Annotated in this window: 13 protein-coding genes; 5 read left to right on the plus strand and 8 right to left on the minus strand. The window is 52.7% G+C overall.

Annotated features, from left to right (window positions below; translation table 11 throughout):
* Window positions 1-140 precede the first annotated feature (140 nt).
* The 4 genes from ACYX34_RS17510 to ACYX34_RS17525 all read left to right on the plus strand — a co-directional run bounded on the left by ACYX34_RS17510 (window position 141) and on the right by ACYX34_RS17525 (window position 6,443).
* On the plus strand, window positions 141-1,808 hold the full coding sequence (locus ACYX34_RS17510) for a hypothetical protein (RefSeq protein ID WP_462077871.1): 1,668 nt from the start codon (window positions 141-143) through the stop codon (window positions 1,806-1,808).
* A 181-nt stretch (window positions 1,809-1,989) separates the two neighbouring features.
* The gene (locus ACYX34_RS17515) at window positions 1,990-4,581 is read left to right on the plus strand and encodes a hypothetical protein (RefSeq protein ID WP_462077872.1); all 2,592 of its coding nucleotides are present in this window, start codon (window positions 1,990-1,992) and stop codon (window positions 4,579-4,581) included.
* 238 nt (window positions 4,582-4,819) lie between these two features.
* On the plus strand, window positions 4,820-5,896 hold the full coding sequence (locus ACYX34_RS17520; protein WP_462077903.1) for an alpha/beta fold hydrolase: 1,077 nt from the start codon (window positions 4,820-4,822) through the stop codon (window positions 5,894-5,896).
* 151 nt (window positions 5,897-6,047) lie between these two features.
* Window positions 6,048-6,443: a CC0125/CC1285 family lipoprotein gene (locus ACYX34_RS17525; RefSeq protein ID WP_462077873.1), complete on the plus strand. Its 396-nt coding sequence runs from the start codon at window positions 6,048-6,050 to the stop codon at window positions 6,441-6,443.
* 41 nt (window positions 6,444-6,484) lie between these two features.
* On the opposite strand, the gene ACYX34_RS17530 is transcribed toward ACYX34_RS17525, so the two are convergent.
* The 3 genes from ACYX34_RS17530 to ACYX34_RS17540 form a co-directional block, all read right to left on the minus strand.
* Complete coding sequence (locus ACYX34_RS17530; RefSeq protein WP_462077874.1) at window positions 6,485-6,916, minus strand: type II toxin-antitoxin system VapC family toxin; 432 nt, start codon at window positions 6,914-6,916, stop codon at window positions 6,485-6,487.
* Window positions 6,913-7,146, minus strand: coding sequence for a hypothetical protein (locus ACYX34_RS17535; RefSeq protein ID WP_462077875.1), 234 nt, complete (start codon window positions 7,144-7,146; stop codon window positions 6,913-6,915). Before ACYX34_RS17535 ends, ACYX34_RS17530 begins: the two co-directional genes overlap by 4 nt.
* A gap of 191 nt (window positions 7,147-7,337) precedes the next feature.
* A complete protein-coding gene (locus tag ACYX34_RS17540; protein WP_462077876.1) occupies window positions 7,338-8,360 on the minus strand; it encodes a DUF2278 family protein in 1,023 nt (340 codons plus the stop codon).
* Window positions 8,361-9,028: 668 nt separating this feature from the next.
* On the opposite strand from ACYX34_RS17540, the gene ACYX34_RS17545 reads away from it, so the two are divergent.
* Window positions 9,029-10,309 carry a hypothetical protein gene (locus tag ACYX34_RS17545; RefSeq protein WP_462077877.1) on the plus strand — a complete coding sequence of 427 codons (1,281 nt, stop codon included), beginning with the start codon at window positions 9,029-9,031 and terminating at the stop codon, window positions 10,307-10,309.
* A 36-nt stretch (window positions 10,310-10,345) separates the two neighbouring features.
* Here the strand turns inward: ACYX34_RS17545 and ACYX34_RS17550 are convergent, their stop codons facing one another.
* From ACYX34_RS17550 to ACYX34_RS17570, 5 genes are all read right to left on the minus strand, one after another.
* On the minus strand, window positions 10,346-12,229 hold the full coding sequence (locus tag ACYX34_RS17550; RefSeq protein ID WP_462077878.1) for a potassium transporter Kup: 1,884 nt from the start codon (window positions 12,227-12,229) through the stop codon (window positions 10,346-10,348).
* Between the two features lie 81 nt (window positions 12,230-12,310).
* The gene (locus ACYX34_RS17555; protein ID WP_462077879.1) at window positions 12,311-13,615 is read right to left on the minus strand and encodes a glycosyltransferase; all 1,305 of its coding nucleotides are present in this window, start codon (window positions 13,613-13,615) and stop codon (window positions 12,311-12,313) included.
* 184 nt (window positions 13,616-13,799) lie between these two features.
* On the minus strand, window positions 13,800-14,627 hold the full coding sequence (locus ACYX34_RS17560; RefSeq protein WP_462077880.1) for an IS1 family transposase: 828 nt from the start codon (window positions 14,625-14,627) through the stop codon (window positions 13,800-13,802).
* A gap of 293 nt (window positions 14,628-14,920) precedes the next feature.
* Complete coding sequence (locus ACYX34_RS17565; RefSeq protein ID WP_462077881.1) at window positions 14,921-15,946, minus strand: SDH family Clp fold serine proteinase; 1,026 nt, start codon at window positions 15,944-15,946, stop codon at window positions 14,921-14,923.
* Entirely contained in the window at window positions 15,933-16,199 is a 267-nt protein-coding gene (locus ACYX34_RS17570) for a hypothetical protein (RefSeq protein WP_462077882.1), read from the minus strand. The genes ACYX34_RS17565 and ACYX34_RS17570 overlap by 14 nt, the downstream gene beginning before the upstream one ends.
* Between the last annotated feature and the right edge of the window lie 30 nt (window positions 16,200-16,229).

Genomic DNA, 16,229 nt, shown 5'->3' on the forward strand with positions numbered 1-16,229 from the left:
AGAGTACACACTCCCCTTCGGGAGCCACGGGATACGACAATGCGGTACCAGTCGCACTCGTTGAGAAAGGCCGAACTACCAGAGAAAGGGAGAAAGCGGGGAAGAACGAGATAGAAGCCTCCTTTGCATTTGAGAAACCTGTGGAAGCGGACATCGACGAGAGATGCTCAGGAGATAGCGATTGCTCTCATGAAAAGATCTCGTACGAATCTAAATTCTGTACGCAACTAGGTTCATGCAGTGCAGATCTTTTCGTTCTGGAATTTGATGACCAGGGGCGACTCTATCACCCCGAACAGATGGAGCACTTGTTTGAGTTCTTACAAGACACCATGTCTCCCCATGCCTGCAACCCCAGCGAACAGGAACCGTGCTTTGATGATGTCAGCCTGATCGTCGCCGCCCATGGCTGGCGACATAATGCGGACTTCGAAGACTGGAATCTTCGACAACTACGAGAAGTGCTTTACAGTGCCGTGTTGTTTGAGGCTCAGAAATCAAGCGAAGCCGAACGTTGGAATCCGTCGAACAAGCCTCGGAGAGTGGTCGGAGTGTATCTAGGATGGCGCGGTGCGACTGTAAAAGAACAGTGGATTGAAAACAACTTGTTGTCCAAGGTGCTATTTACAGTACCTGTTAAATTGTCCGCTTTAGCAACCTTCTGGGACCGAAAGGGTGCTGCACTGGACGTGGCCCTGGGCTCAACACGGGAGCTATTTGCACGGTTAGGACATATCCGAGCCAACATAAATGATATGGATGACCCCCATAACAAAACCAAAAGAATGGAACGACCTTGGAAATGGTACGGTAAGTGTGCTGCACAGGCCGAATCCAGCAAGAGTAAATGCGTTGCAATGAGAACGCTCATCCTTGGGCACAGCTTTGGGTCACTGGCTATCTACAACGCCATCTCGGAATCATTAATCGACAGTGTATCTGCTGGGATTTATAACAGTCCTTCTGCAGGCGAACAGGTCTCGTCTCCATACGCTGATCTCATCGTACTCATTAACCCAGCATTTGAGGGAGCGCGTTTTGAACCACTCTACCAAGCATCACTCAATCGCATGAAACGGAGCTCCTATAGTCTCACCCAGGATCCTGTGCTTGTCTTGGTGACAGGCATGTCGGATTATGCAACAAGATATGCCTTCCCCATGGGTCGCTTCTTCAGTACGCTCTTCCAGGACAACTCCCCCGAAAGCAAAGACGGTAAGGATATAGGCAGAAGAGCGGATGAAGAGCGAAACGCAAACCGGAACACGGTGGGCCACATCCCCCGGTACATGACGCACTATCTCGACAGTTTCCCTACCGTGCCAGATATGAAACCAACGAAAGATACACACAGCAGCTTGGACGTATGCTTAAAAACTGGCTGGAAAGAACTAGCTTCCATAGAAGCTTTGGGTAAGAAATCACTAGCAGGTGCACTTGATGAGACCGCGATGGAGTGGAAGAAGAAACTCCAGGAAAGCAAAAAGACGAAGCAGGGCTGGCCTGCTCGAGCCTTCTGCGGCGGTCTACGGCTAAGTGTTGCAATGCAGGAAGCACAGGAAGGCGAGGACCCATTGGATGATTTGTCCGATGACCAATCACATGACCAGGACCCTTGGAGTAATCAGCTCTTATCGAAAGAGATCCTTCAAGATAAATGGGGCCAGGGCCTGAGGAGCCCGCACAACCCTATTTGGGTCGTCCGCACCAAAGATACAAACATTATCGATGGTCATAATGGCTTTCTTAATCCCCGTATGGAGGGATTCATTCAGCAATTGTACCGAGAGGTACTGAACCCACAATAAGTTAGATACAACTGCTCCCTTGGTATACATACACATAAGAACACGGTTCCGACTACTGAGGCCTGGTGTCGCTTCGAAGGCACCAGGCCTTAGCTTTTCCACCCCCTCAATCAATGGTCATTCCTGACGGCGTTATAGACACCATTATTTTTACACAAGGGTTCATCCTATGCTTTCATGCATGCTGCGCATTCTTCTGTTGTTGGTTCTCGCTTCACAAAGTTTTGGGTGCAAGTCTTCTGATATTGGTCAGGCAGAGCAGAGCCATCCTATCCCTTTACGGGAGCAGTTCCATCATATCTCCGTAGATGAAGAGGGACACGCTCGTGGATATGTCCAATACAAAACCCAGTACGACAAAGAACAGGCCAAATTCGCTGTCCAGGCCGACTTCGAGAATAAGGAGCAATTGCAAGATGGCTATTTCCAGGCGCAGTACGTTGATCCAATCCTCAATAATATGGAGCGATATGTAATCGAGCAGCACGAAAAGGAACGGCCCGCTCAGATTCTGCTCTTCATTCATGGTGGCCTCAATAGCTATGAGGAAGGACTTGGGCACATCGACAAATTCTTGAAGGCGCAAACAGCGACAGAAGAAGAGAAGAGAACTTTAAAATTTCCAAACCTTAATTCTTATTTCCTCCTCTCACTGAACTGGGAGGCGGGATTACAATCAGCACTCTTTGATCATTTCTTTCACATTCGATATGGAAAACGAGATCCATGGTTCGCCACAGCAACGTCACCCATTGTCCTTTTTCACGACCTAGGAAACAGCATCATCAAAACTCCAGACGCCATCTACTCTGAAACGAAGGACCTATTTCAGAACCAATCAGCAGATTATACGAGCGCTATGATAACGACAGCTTTAATGGCCAGCTATTATGGGCTTCCCATTGCGGCCCTCCATCCTACGCTAACCATTGCAGGTGTGATGCCGTATGCAACCTATGGCGCTGCAGGCCTCTATGGCTATACCACCCTTAGGGATGATCTGACCCGCTACCTCTTCATGCCTATCCGCATGGCAAGTGCCCCGCTCGTAGAAGGATTTGGCACACCTGCCTGGGACATGCTGAAGCGCCGGCCCGATTTGTTACTGTTCAACCCCGCAACCAAAAAAGACAGTGCGACACAACAACTATTGAAACAGTTGGCAGATAGGATTGAGGATGGCAAGTGGCAAACGGCGGAATGTAAAAGCAATAAATCCGTCCCCTGTCCCCTCGTGGAACTGACGCTGTTGGGCCATAGTATGGGGGCCATGGTCTCCGACCGCATTCTCACAACACTGGCTAAGCAACTGACGTTCAAACACATTATCTATCTGGGGGCAGCGAACAGCATCGCCGATTTCAAAGTATCTGTGGTTCCTTATCTTAGAGACCATAAGCAGACTAAGTTTTGGTCTTTTGCGCTGTCCGAGGTGGACGAAAGCAACGAAACTTATGCCGCTGACCTCTTGTCGCGGGGATCGCTCTTGGTATGGATTGACCTCCTCCTTGAACGAACATACGGCCTCCCGCAAAAACGCTTTGGAAGAGAAGCCAACCAAGGGTGGCTTAACATCGATGATGGAGATGCGTGGAAGAGCATATGCCGCATATCTTTCAGCAGCGATCGTGCACGCAAGGAGGAACCACGGAAGCACGGAGACTTTACCGAACCGGACAAAGTAGAGCTAGTGCTTGGGATGGTCAAGAATGGATGCCCGGAGCCGGTGAAGCTTGTGAAAGCTCCCGAAAACACGATGAGTGACAACGAGTTTAGAAAGGATCTACAGCAGAAGCTTAATCGTGTTCCACGTTTTACACCCAAGTCGATTGGGGCGATCGTCGATAATGCGCCCTATTCGGATAAAGGCGATCTGGATTACGGGGAGTTTCTTTCGGAGCAATCGTACGAGGAAATTGGCAACTATATCTCTCCCATCAACATCAATATGGCAACAACAGACGAGCTTGCATTACTCCTGAGAGGAGATCGTTACCTGGCACGGCAAATCTTCGAACGTGCCTGCCAGAAACCATATGCCAGCTTTGAAGAGTTGAGAGAAATACAACATCTAAGTCCTGAGGCGTATATGCTTATTAAAGAGTATGGAATCATCGGTGATCCGAGGCCAATTTCAAATGATTCGTGGTTCGCTACCTTTAACATCTTGCACGATCTTAAGCCACAGGACTTGCCGACTTGTACACCTCCGGATTGGGGGCCGTACATTCGCCATCAGCTTATGCATTGGAGATCGAATGTTCACCCGCTGGATCCTGGTTATAAGAATAAGTCTAGGGAGCGATATAGAAAACTCTATACAGCCGATGACCGATATCGAAAAAAGGTAATCGATGAAATTAAAAGAGAAGGCATCGCTATTCCTCCCGTTGAAAGAGCAGGCATTTGGGATAAGCTTCTGAATACGAAGAACACTTGGGATGCGATTCTCTCCATCGAAGAAAGTCGCATCGCGATAGGGATACATAGCTGGGCTGACCTACAAGACAGATATGACCTGGAAGACCAAGAAAGGAACCATGCCGAGAGACTTGTTGCCGATATCAGTGTGCGAGCCACCAAATCTGATGTTGATGCCGTCATCTTCGTGACCAACGAAGATGTCTTTTCCAAGCCATCCATGGCCAAAGTGAAAGAGGCCATCCGGAGCGCGTTGGGCGAAAATTTCCACAGCGTTTATGGATTACCCAAGACCATTCCTGACAAGATTAAAGCCATTCTCCAGCGATACACGAAGGAGCACACTTCTTAGTGGAGTGAATTCCAAACACTGCGGGTCTGGCATCGGAAAGAAGCCATACAAAGTGCGGGCTGCTTGAACAGCACTCTCTCACTAGTACGGGCGATGGTTACCTCCGCTGGTTGGTTCTCCTGGTATAATACAGTCTTCATAGTTGCGTACTGAACGATCTAATCCAGTTAAATTGGTCCATCTGTGAAGACAGAGGTGTGGTACAGGTATGGGAAGCTATCAAGGAGAAGACAACGTGATGTCATCTCTCTGCCGTCTTAGGGTCCTCTGTGGAGGCATTGCACTTCTTCTTTCCGCATCAGCAGCCTTTGCTGAACCAGAGAATCCATTTGGCTTAGTTCGCGAGGCAGAATTTGATCAACGATTGAAAGAAGACATTGAGCCCTATTGGGAACAACATGGCCAAAAGGGCACTTTTATCGGTGTGGACGGTATCCAGATATCCTATATGACGTTCGTTCAGGAACATGAAGCGGGCGCCATCGTGATATCGAGTGGACGCACGGAATCGTATGTGAAGTACAAAGAGCTTGTCTTCGATTTAACTCGTCTCGGTTACTCGGTGTACATTCATGATCATCGTGGACAAGGCTATTCGGATCGCATGCTCCCTGATGAACGAGAGAAGGGCCATGTGAACCGGTTCGAGAATTATGTCAGTGATCTTGATACGTTTATTCGGACCGTCGTGTTATCCAAGCCGCATCAGAGATTATTCTTGTTGGGGCATTCAATGGGGGGCGGGATTGCAACGTTGTATATCGAGCGTTACCCTGACGTTTTTCATGCCGCTGCCCTCTCATCCCCGATGCACGCTCCCAGTATTAAAATACTGGGGTCGTCGGAAGCAGGATGCTGGTGGTTCAGGGCGATGGACTGGCTCTGCTACAACTGCTGGGCCGGCCTCTTTCCGGATCCTTATAAGCCGACGACTTTTGCAGACAATGAATACACGCACTCCGAGACTCGCTATCAACATCTGCTGAACACGTATCAAGAACACGAAACCATACAGTTAGGCGGGCCGACGCGTGGGTGGTGCGGTCAAGCTTGTGCTGCTTCGGTAACGATGCGGAAGGATACCAAGGCAATACAGATTCCCGTTCTGGTCCTGCAAGCAGGAGCCGACACTGCGGTCACCCTTGAAGCTCAAGATACATTTTGCGAGAACCTCAAAGAGGAAACCGGAAAGCCCTGCTATGGTGGAGCGCCAAAACGGTTTGACGGAGCGAAGCATGAGTTATTCATTGAATCTGATGAATATCGAATTCCAGCCATCACTGCCATTCTCAAGTTCTTTTCTCAGGTGAAATAGACATATTGATCTTGCACCAATATTTGAGGGCAAGTCCTAGACTGCACCTTCATCGTTCCCCCTGCCTCAACCTCATGGACCTTCAATTGATACAGTGACACTGTAGAGCTACTATTGATCTCGTTAGCTGGTCTCGCTACCATGCTCCTCCATGCGAATCGCTCTTTGGAAGGCAGAATTCTTCCTATTGATACTGGTTACCTCTCTCGCCGGTTGTGCCACCGGACATTACACACCGCTGGGTGAGGCCGGGAACGATGTCGTTGAGCAGCTCAAAGAGAATGTCTATCGGATAGAGTATCGGGTCGGGGCCTTCACGTCGCAAGATCAGCTGGACAGTTATCTCCGTCGACGTTGTGCAGAGCTGACGCTGCGCGAAGGATACGACTACTTTTACATGGGTGGGCGATTGGACGTGTTGGGGCTCTCACGTCGTACGGCCATGACAGTGACGTTGTACAAGAACCCCAAACCCATCGGTGTTCCGGATGTCCAGAATGCCAAGGACGTGCTAGTCGAAACTGCAGCCGGCACAAAGGCGGAATAGAGAAACTCCCATCACAGTTCGTAGCTTGCCAGAAAGAGGTCTTACGTCGCTGGACCTTTCCAGTCAGCCAGGAGCGACACATGCCCTTTCGCTTTGGTGCGTTTGACGTAAGCCGCATCCGCGGTGAGATACAAGCCTTTGGCACGAATAGCCAGCACATGATAAGCGGAGTCATAAAAGGTGACGTGCTTCACCTCCCGCATATGGTCGAGCACAGCCAGTCCATACTCTGTCCGCAACGGGACCTCGTCAAATTCGTACGCCAGCAAGGCACTCATCAATTCGACGGCCATGGTCGGATTTTTGAGGCCCAACACATTCCCCACTTCATACCGCCAGAGCGTCGGCAACCGAATCTCAACCGATTCGTCGAGCAGCGCTTGTTGCAACTGGATGGCTTTGCGATAATCGGGCTCCTGTTCCTGCTCCAAAACCCACTTCAAGAGCACGGAGGCATCAGGGACAAGAATCATCGGTCAGTTCGCTCCCGATCTCGACGGACGGCGTCTAGAATTTCCTTTCCGGTGAGAGTTGCACTTCGCTTCCGCAAGCGATGTACCACTTCGGTTGCCTGCCGGCGTTTACGTCGAAGCAGTTCATGCCTGAGTGCTTCGTTCACCACCTGGCTCCGCCGTCGAGGTGGAATAAGCCTGAAGAGCTCATCTCGCAATCGATCATCGATGGACACATTCAGTTTGGCCATACGTATCGCTCTCCTCAGAAGGCGCATCTTTCCATCCCTTCATTATGCGCCCACTATAGACGCCCTATCAAGGCGTTTTAAGAAGAACTACACGAAACCAGATACGGCTCAGTGCTGGGCGGACGGACGAGAAGAGTGTTGTTTCTCGGCGCCACGACGGCGACCGCCCGATACGCTCCTGCAACGGCCTACTAAAACACAATGGTCCATCCTTCTTTTTGTGCCTGCTGCGCCGTATACGAGACCCCGTCCACTTTCAAACCTTTATCGTTGAGCAGAGTGATCATCCCCCCCTTATTCCCCAGTTGCACATCCTGTGACAGCTTGACCGAGATCGCAGCGCCGGAAAGGATCGTACCGGACAGCGCCATTTTGTTCTTCAATCGGTCTGCAAGCTGCCAGCCTGCGAGATCAATGTCCGTCGGTGACGCATTGAGCAAGGTGACCGTTTCCTGCTCCGGTGCCGGACCGAGCGGATTCACCAGCGCCCCCACAATCCTCACAAGATGGTCTGGTTCCGTGGGGCTTGGCTCCGGCCCCGGTCCCGGATCCGGCACATCGGAACTGGCGTGGCCGGTGCGGTCATCGGTATGCCAGGCTTGGGACTGAAACGCTAAAAATACCGCGACCCATTGCTGGGTGGACGGAAAGTGGAACATCAAGGCCCCGTCTTGCCACACTCCGTCGTCGCCCTTATGGGAGGCATCATTCCCCTGGTTCATGTGAATGTCGTGAATGCCGTTCCCTGGTCGGAATCCAAAAATCTTATCGGCCTTTCCTCCCTCCGGCCCCCACCGTTCCCCAAATGCATAGACCCGAGCATCCGGTTCCTGCATGGCACGTTTCACATAATGCTCAATCTGATCACTCAGATCGTTATCCGGCCCGGGAAGATTCGGCGGAAGCAACCGCATGTCCGATCGATTGAAGAGATTGCCACGAATGAAATCCACCGCCTGCCCGCCCGGCTTGCTCGACAGCAGAGTAAACTCATCCTCCAAGCCGGGTAGATTGGCAGTGATGGGATGCTGGAAGTTGTCATCGACCAAAAACAGCAGCTCTGACGGACTCAGCTGAGACTTCACATTGACCGCGATGCGGTACTGGATCGACCCGGCTTGGATATGCACCTGATAGTGAGGAGAGGATTGGTCCTCTTCCCGTTTGGCGGCGATCGCTCTCCCTTTTAAAACGCCATATCGTTTCAGCGGCATGTATTACCTCCATCATCGGCTGTTGGTACATGTATACAGATGCCAACCATTCATTCACCTGCTCTGTCGTGTCTTCAAATAACGCCCTGCCCCCGCCCGATCACCTCGTCGCTCACACCGTTGGAGAGGCAAGGACACTCTGTTTGACCCGCGCTCTCCTGGCCATCAATCAGCTCATCCCCACAAAGACCAGTTGCAGCAAGTTGCGAGCCGTGTTGATCGAAAGCTCTGGAGGTCAACACCTACGCAGCATTCGCGAAAATGGTCTATGTGGCGGAGAGTTCAGCTGTATCGTTTTGGATAACGCAACGTATCCAAACAGATACGTTGGTAGAGGAACATTTCACCGGTGGGGAAGGCCAAGTGCACAGAGAATGACCCGACCCACGGCATCCTGCTGTCTGATGATGCCCCACCGGAATGATCGTCTCGCTGAACTGCGCCCGCTTGGGCATGGCAAACCATTCCGGCAGAGGACCATTCTTGTCCATGTTACTGATATCATGACACCTGCCTATCGAGACGTGAACGTGTGCACCGTGTCTGTAGCCATATCGGTGATGTAGCCTTCGGTGTGAAGCTGCTTGCAAAGGTGTGGGTAATCTCAGCATGGCTCCATTCGCTTGTCCATGGGCAGCTCTTGGATGGAAACAAAGAGGTGAGAGGTGATGCAGAACTTCTCTCGGTGGTCGACGCTGCTTGGGCTCGCACTTGTAGTCATATTGATCACGGGGTGTGGGGCGGCACCACGGCAGGACTCCGCCGATGCAACAAACTCGCTGACAGAACAGAGCCGGCAAGTCGATTACCTTAATAGGAAACTCATTGAGGTGTTCGGCCCCCTACCCGCCATCGCGTCAACACCATTTCTTGGCCTGGCAGTCTTGACCGGGACGGCGTTGTTAGTGGACGAACCTGTATTTGCCGACTCGAGCCTGCGGCTGGTCCGGCAGATCCGACAGAATTCGCTGATTCTCCAGGCCAAGCAGTATGCGAATTGGTGGCTCTTTGGCACATTCGCCTCCCTGGCTGGACTCACCTGGCTGGTCAACTCCGGGAAAATTCGGGGAACCTTCGGAAAGTTTGTTCGTATTGCCGAGGATGTCGCGGTGGGTCTCCTCTATCTGATGATCGGTGCGGATACGTTGATGCCGAGCGCACCACATGTGACCGCATCTGATCTTCATTCGGGGATCGTACAGGCAGGGATCGTGCCGGTTTGGGAATCCAGCACAGCGATCCTCATTCTGGCCGCCCTCATTTCGCTGGTCACGATGATGCTCACCAGGTTAGCCTTGGATGTCCTCATCTGGCTGAGTCCTGTGCCGTTCATTGATCTGATCTTCGAGACATGCAAGGTCATGTTCTCTCTGGCCTTTCTGGCGATCTACTTTTTCCTCAGTCCCCTCGTGGCGGCGATTCTTGGCCTGCTCCTGTTGGTTCCCTGCTTCATGCTCCTACCCTGGGCGATTCGGCTCTTACACTTTGGATATCGCATCGTGCTCTGTCCGATTCTTGTGCAACTTTCACCACAGTTCATTCCGCAATTGATCGAACCGACATTGGCACGAGCGGCCGGCGGTGGGGAAGTCACACTGGCATGCTTTGCCTGGGTGTTGAACGCGCGAGGCTTCAAAAAACGGGAGGCCGTCGCGCTCTTCCGCACGTCCGGGCACAGGACAGTTCGCCCTCGACATGCGAAACGGCGGACAAGAGCGTTGTGCAATGTGGACGAAGAAGTGCTGCTGGGTCGTGCTCTCGCATGGATCGAGCTACGCATCGTCGATAAGAGAGGACAGCTCTTAGATCGCTATGCACTGCCCCTCCCCATGATGAAAGACTTCGACCAGTTGCTCGTCTTGCTCGGCGCCAGCAACGCCGGTGATTTCGGAGTCATGAACACTCTCCGTACGATAATCAAACTTCCGGAGAACGTATCATCGCTCTGAAATAAGACTGAAGCGGGAGCCGCGTTGAACATGGCTTTAGATCTCCACGACGACACCGATTTCGACGACCTGTTCAGCGGGAATATGGAAGAACGAACTGGCCCGTTGAGAGTTGCGGCTGAGAAACACGAAAAGCCGCTCCCGCCATAGCGCCATACCCGGTTTTGATGTCGCCAGTGAGTTCACACGACTCAGAAAAAACGTCGCCCCCTCCAGGTCTACCTCCAGTCCCTGCGACCGGCAGGCCACGAGTACGCGGGTAATATCCGGCGTCTCCATGAACCCATATTGCACGACAACTCGCCGTACATCAGATGCAAGAGGATCGATGCGCATATGATGACTACTCGTGACGGTCGGCACACGAGCAGTCGTGGTTGTCAGGAAGACCAGTTGCTCATGGAGCACTTTGTTGTGTCGCACATTCTGCACGAATGAGGGCGGCGTCAAGTCAGGGAACTGGGTCAGGTACACCGCCGTCCCAGGTACGCGAGTCAGCGGTTTGGCGAGAACCTCCTGTAAATAGACCGTCAGTTGCGGCATCTTGCTCCAAAGATGCTTCGCCACGAGTCGACGGCCGCCGTTCCACGTCGCCATCAAGAGAAACAGGCCGGCGCCCAGGACAAGCGGCAGCCAGCCGCCGTGCGGAATCTTCAGGACATTGGCGCCGAAGAACGAAAGATCGAGGGTCAGGAAAAAACCGGTGACGAGCGTTGCCAGCGGCCAACTCCATTTCCATTGGCGCCGCATCACGACAAAAATCAGTAAGGTAGAAATGACCATGGTGCCGGCCACGGCAATTCCATAGGCAGCAGCCAAGTTACTGGAGGTGCCAAAAAACAGAACCAGGCTGATGGTGCCGATCAACATCAGCACATTGGTGGCAGGGACATAGATTTGTCCGATCTGGGAAGCGGACGTATAGCGAATCGCCATACGCGGCAGATAGCCCAGCTGAATCGCCTGCTGGGTAAGGGAAAAGGCACCGCTCAGCATCGCTTGCGACGCGATGATTGTCGCCAGTGTCGCAAGCACCACGAGAGGCAGAAGCAACCATCCAGGGGCCAGCAGATAGAATGGGTTGGCTACGGCTTCCGGCTGTCGAACCAACAAGGCGCCTTGTCCCAAATACTGCAAAACAAGCGACGGCAATACCACGCCGTACCAGCCGAGACGAATGGGTCCCTTTCCAAAGTGGCCCATGTCGGCATACAAGGCCTCCGCCCCGGTCAGGACAAGAAATACGCTCCCCAACACGGCAAAACCTTGTGTGGGATGATCCAGCAGAAACTGAACGGCATGGTGCGGACTGAAGGCCACGAAGATCTCGGGAGTCTGAATGGCACTCCTGATTCCTAAGGCAGCCAGCGTGACAAACCAGAGCAACATGATCGGGCCAAACCATCCACCAAGACGTCCGGTCCCGTGCGACTGGATGGCAAAGAAAATGGACAGCACGGCGACGGCGATCGGCAACGTATAGGGCTGATAGGCCGTCGTCTCGACTTCGATGCCTTCCACGGCGCTCAAGACCGAAATCGCCGGCGTAATGATGCCGTCACCGTAGACCAACGACGCTCCGATCAATCCCAGCGCGATCACGGGACCGATGCGTAGGGGGAAGGCAGACTCTTCACGATGGCGTTGGCCGAGGGCCATGAGCGCCAAAATGCCCCCTTCGCCTTGGTTGTCGGCCCGCATCACAAACAGTAAATACTTCACGGTGACGACCAGGAGGAGCGCCCAGATGATGAGCGACAGGATGCCTATGACTGCCGATAGGGTGACGGATAATCCATGTGACGCATGAAAACATTCTCGAAGTGCGTAGAGGGGGCTGGTCCCGATGTCGCCGTAGACAACACCGAGCGCGGCCAGCGCCAATCCGGTCGTCGTCGATCGCTCGGACTGGTTACTCATGGAGAAAAGAGAAGAGCTGGATGAGACGACTGGGGGTATGGGCGCTCTGCATGCTGCAGCGATCCTAGCTGGCTCAAGAGGTCAAGACAAGGCGATACAGGACGTTCCCTTCCTCTCCACATCCTTGCAGATCCCAAGTCCCAGGCGTTGTTCGATCAGCTCCGCGGCGCGCGGTGCCCCGCCTCCAGCCTGGATCGCGTCCCGGACTCGTTCGGCAGCCGCGCGATAGGAGGGCTCCGATCGCACACGAACCACTGCGGCGCGCAATGCCTCGGGCGTCACCTGCGTGTGTGGAATAGCCTCACCGGCCCCAATCCAGGAAACCCGGGCAGCGATCCCAGGCTGTTCGTTTGTGACGGGAACAGCCACCAGCGGAGTTCCAGTCGCCATCGCGTCGAGCACGGTGTTCAGACCGGCATGGGTGACCGCAAGGGCCGACCGGCGGAGGAGGTCCAACTGCGGAGCATAGGACACGACGACCGGGCGTCCAGGAAGAGCGCCAAGTGCTTCAGGCTTCACCCCGTGCCCCGTCGAGATGACCAGTTGGGCATCCAGCCCGTCGCAGGCCTCTGCAATCACGCGGAACGTCCCGGCAATTTTGTTCTGCAAGGTCCCCAACGAGGCATAGATCAACGGCCGCTCGTCCAGAAGCTCCCATGGAAACGAGACCGGTTGGTATCCGCCAGGGAGCCGAAACGGGCCGACGAACTCGATCTGTTTCGGCAACTCATGTCGAGGGAATTCAAAGAGCGCAGGTTGTTGGCTGATTTGCAATGTGTCGGACCAGACCTGTGAGATGTCTGCGGGTACCGGAAGACCCAACCGGCGGCGGTGGTTCTGAATGCGTGTCACGATGGGGGCATAGAGGCGGTTGAGTCCCGCCCATGCGATCCGGTTGCGAATCCTGGCCCACCACGCATCCCGAGGTTGCCAATGTGTACAGTACGGTGGGACGGCAGGATCAGGGTTCAGGAGGAGCGCATTCCCGACGCTCGCGAAAGGAAGTCCTAGTTGATCCGCCACCGTCCCACCGGGGAACGAGGCTTGATCGACCACCAGAGCCGTCACGCCGGCAGCGCGTACCACGGTCGGCCCGACTTCCAGAACCGCTTCTGCAGCGCGTGCGCCGATTGCCAGGGTATGTTTGAGCGCCGCACGGTCCTGTAGCGAGCCCAGCTTATGAATCTCGGCCTGGTACTGGTCCGGCGAAAAGACGGTCCCACCGAGACCGACGATCTCGAACCCGGCTTCCGCAATCGATGAAGGAGGCGCACCCAATAAGAAGAACGTGACTCGGTGCCCACGGGTCCGCATCGCATCCGCCAGCGCCACCATGGGGTTGAGGTGTCCCGGTACATTGGGACAGAGAATGCCGACATGACTCATCCTGTATTCCTTCTTCAGCGTATTCGACGTACACTCAGATTGAGCCTGACGCTCCGGAGAGCTGAATCCACCGAAGCTTCTTCCTGTCAGCCCACGGCGTTCATACGGGATAGTACAGAGGACAAACCATACGCTATGGATCGCGCTGATTCAATGAGGTTGAAAAGGCGGTAGTGGGTCCCTTTCAATTGAGTAGCCCGATAATTTCTTCCAAGCTCCACACATGATCGGCAACCCCTGCTTCCATGGCGGGAGTGACGCGGAGCGTTTGGTGAACCTTCGCAAAGTTGTAATGCATAAAGTGGATCGCCACGGCATGCGCTTGATTCTCTAATTTCTTGCTGAAGGCATTGGTTAACCTGGTCATGCGCCGAAGACTCATTCGCATCGTCAGGTTCTGCCGCTCAACATAGCTGGTTGAGATATGGGCTTCGTCAGGGTTGCCCTGTATCTTGATCTTCCTTGTTCCGCAACATTCAGCCGGGCTATACCGCGCCTGTCCTTCCCGAGGTGGGGCAGAGTAGATCTTCTCCAACATTGCATAGTCCACATCAGCTCCGAATGCTCCCTCAACCGCTCGCAAGTAGGCTTTATGTCCATCCGTAGTCAATTGAATACGATTAGCCAAGCGTGACGCGAGATCATGAATAAACTTGCTGGCATACTCTGCACTCCTCCCACCAACGAGATAGGAAACAATAAGCTTCGTGTCGGCATCGATTGCTACCCAGGTCCATACATCCCCAAAGCCAAGTTTCCCCTTGTACTCGTCAGGAACATTCTTCTCCTTCGCATAACAGAAGCTCCAAATTTCATCACACTGAATACGCTGGCAAGATAAGCGGCGGAGATGCTCATCTTGATACCGCGCACAAGCTGAACCAAGATCCATTAAGAGCTTCAGCACCGCTTTCTTGCACACGCCCGTCATGCGACAGGTTGCACGAACGCTATTTCCTTCGACTAGAGCGGAGATGACTTGAACTCGTTTGGCTTGCGTCAGTCTGTTCACGGCTCGCTCCAAGCTATGGAAGAATTATAGCTTGAGCGGTCAAGCATTTTCAATAATAAAAAAGCCATCCCAAGAAATAGGATGGCCTTTTTTATTCAAACATTATGAACGATGTGCGCAAGCACTAGCTTTCTTTGAAAGCTTTCGCGTTGAAAAGCTCCGTCTATCACTGTACTCCCAAATTGGTCCATCTTCCTTGGAGAGGGCAATAGCCCTTTCGACAGCTTCCCCCGTTGTGACTTCTCGCCGCAAATTGTCTATGGTTTTTTTATTGAGTGCGATCTCTTTCATGATTAAATTTCCCTTATTCTTCCACTCACAACAAGTGAGTCAAGGTATGGGATGATATCTCCCAGTATACTATTCACGTCCTCATTATCAGAGAACTTATCACATAAATTCAAGCCTAATCCGAATGTCTCCCCACCTATCCCAACTGTTTCACATCCCTCAGCTTCTTCCTTGTCAATTACAAAACCATGAGTGGGGTATCTTTCGACTAGCTGTCTTGCAATGCGTTTGGCATCAGTCCATGAGTAGTTTGGGCGCATGAGGCGCACCGCATATTCTTCAGCGACCTTTAGTTCTCTGGATTTCTTAGTATAATCTAAAGTGTCTATTTTTTGGAGCAATGGCTGTAAAAAATGCGATACGTAGTTCAAGACCTGAGGCAAAATTACATCTGTCCTTTTCCCAGTTCTGCGTATCAAGAGGAGCATAGTTTGATCGACAGCAGTCATAGCGAATGCATTCAATCTTTCTAGAGATTGGACGGCATCAAGTGCCGACCCGTAGGATTCTCGCTCCATATCAAACATTTGCACATCCAATGGCCCAAGTTCGGCTTCAGGCCCAAGAATTAAATCGGATGCCCCTAATGCTAATAACGTTCCCGCACTTTTCGCATACTGCGGCACGATAACCGTCAATTTATTCTGAGTGCGAACCTGCAACATCCTTGCGAGTCGATATGCATAATTGGCTTGGCCACCAGGTGATTCCAGTAGCAGTGCTACAGGCTTCCCCTTGGGCATATCTGACATCGCACGTTGGAAACCTTTAAATAAATCAGCCCCTATTTCTGACCATGGTCCATCATTATTCTGTACGATAAACCAAACAGGCATATCTAGGAGTTTCTCTAGGCGTTGGATAAGGTCTACGAATCCCTTTGGTACTGGAGAAGCCGGTCCAGGATATATTGATGCGCAAAACTTGGCGGGAGACGGAGTTTCCTTTGGAGGCGTTACGTCAGGAAGTGCTTCACCATTGGTATCCGCGAGCTTTTCGGCCCCATGACTTTGCCTATCTTTCTTCATTACTGCCCCCCCTCTTTCCCCACCGCAACCTTGCCGCCTTCTTGGCTATCTCAGATCTCTTTTTAGCAGACAGCTTATCGGCTCTTGCCTTCCCTCCCTTAAGCCCTCCTAATCGGCCCAGGGCCACAGCGGCAGGGTTCTTTTCTGATTTAGATGGTTGCTTCTTGGGGGGCTCGGTGGACTCTCCGGTCACAGCTTGCAGGATCTCAAACGCGGTCACATTGACATCGGTGGATGGTTTCTTTTTCTTCATGCTCCTAGCTTACATGACCGCTTAAGCAGG

The sequence above is a fragment of the Nitrospira sp. CMX1 genome, from assembly GCF_054902215.1.

Excerpts from the sequence above, each read along its gene's own strand:
- ACYX34_RS17515 (WP_462077872.1), top strand. The coding sequence starts at position 1,990 with ATGCTGCGCATTCTTCTGTTGTTGGTTCTCGCTTCACAAAGTTTTGGG.
- ACYX34_RS17520 (WP_462077903.1), top strand. The coding sequence starts at position 4,820 with ATGTCATCTCTCTGCCGTCTTAGGGTCCTCTGTGGAGGCATTGCACTT.
- ACYX34_RS17525 (WP_462077873.1), top strand. The coding sequence starts at position 6,048 with ATGCGAATCGCTCTTTGGAAGGCAGAATTCTTCCTATTGATACTGGTT.
- ACYX34_RS17530 (WP_462077874.1), bottom strand. The coding sequence starts at position 6,916 with ATGATTCTTGTCCCTGATGCCTCCGTGCTCTTGAAGTGGGTTTTGGAG.
- ACYX34_RS17535 (WP_462077875.1), bottom strand. The coding sequence starts at position 7,146 with ATGGCCAAACTGAATGTGTCCATCGATGATCGATTGCGAGATGAGCTC.
- ACYX34_RS17540 (WP_462077876.1), bottom strand. The coding sequence starts at position 8,360 with ATGCCGCTGAAACGATATGGCGTTTTAAAAGGGAGAGCGATCGCCGCC.
- ACYX34_RS17545 (WP_462077877.1), top strand. The coding sequence starts at position 9,029 with ATGCAGAACTTCTCTCGGTGGTCGACGCTGCTTGGGCTCGCACTTGTA.
- ACYX34_RS17550 (WP_462077878.1), bottom strand. The coding sequence starts at position 12,229 with ATGAGTAACCAGTCCGAGCGATCGACGACGACCGGATTGGCGCTGGCC.
- ACYX34_RS17555 (WP_462077879.1), bottom strand. The coding sequence starts at position 13,615 with ATGAGTCATGTCGGCATTCTCTGTCCCAATGTACCGGGACACCTCAAC.
- ACYX34_RS17565 (WP_462077881.1), bottom strand. The coding sequence starts at position 15,946 with ATGAAGAAAGATAGGCAAAGTCATGGGGCCGAAAAGCTCGCGGATACC.
- ACYX34_RS17570 (WP_462077882.1), bottom strand. The coding sequence starts at position 16,199 with ATGAAGAAAAAGAAACCATCCACCGATGTCAATGTGACCGCGTTTGAG.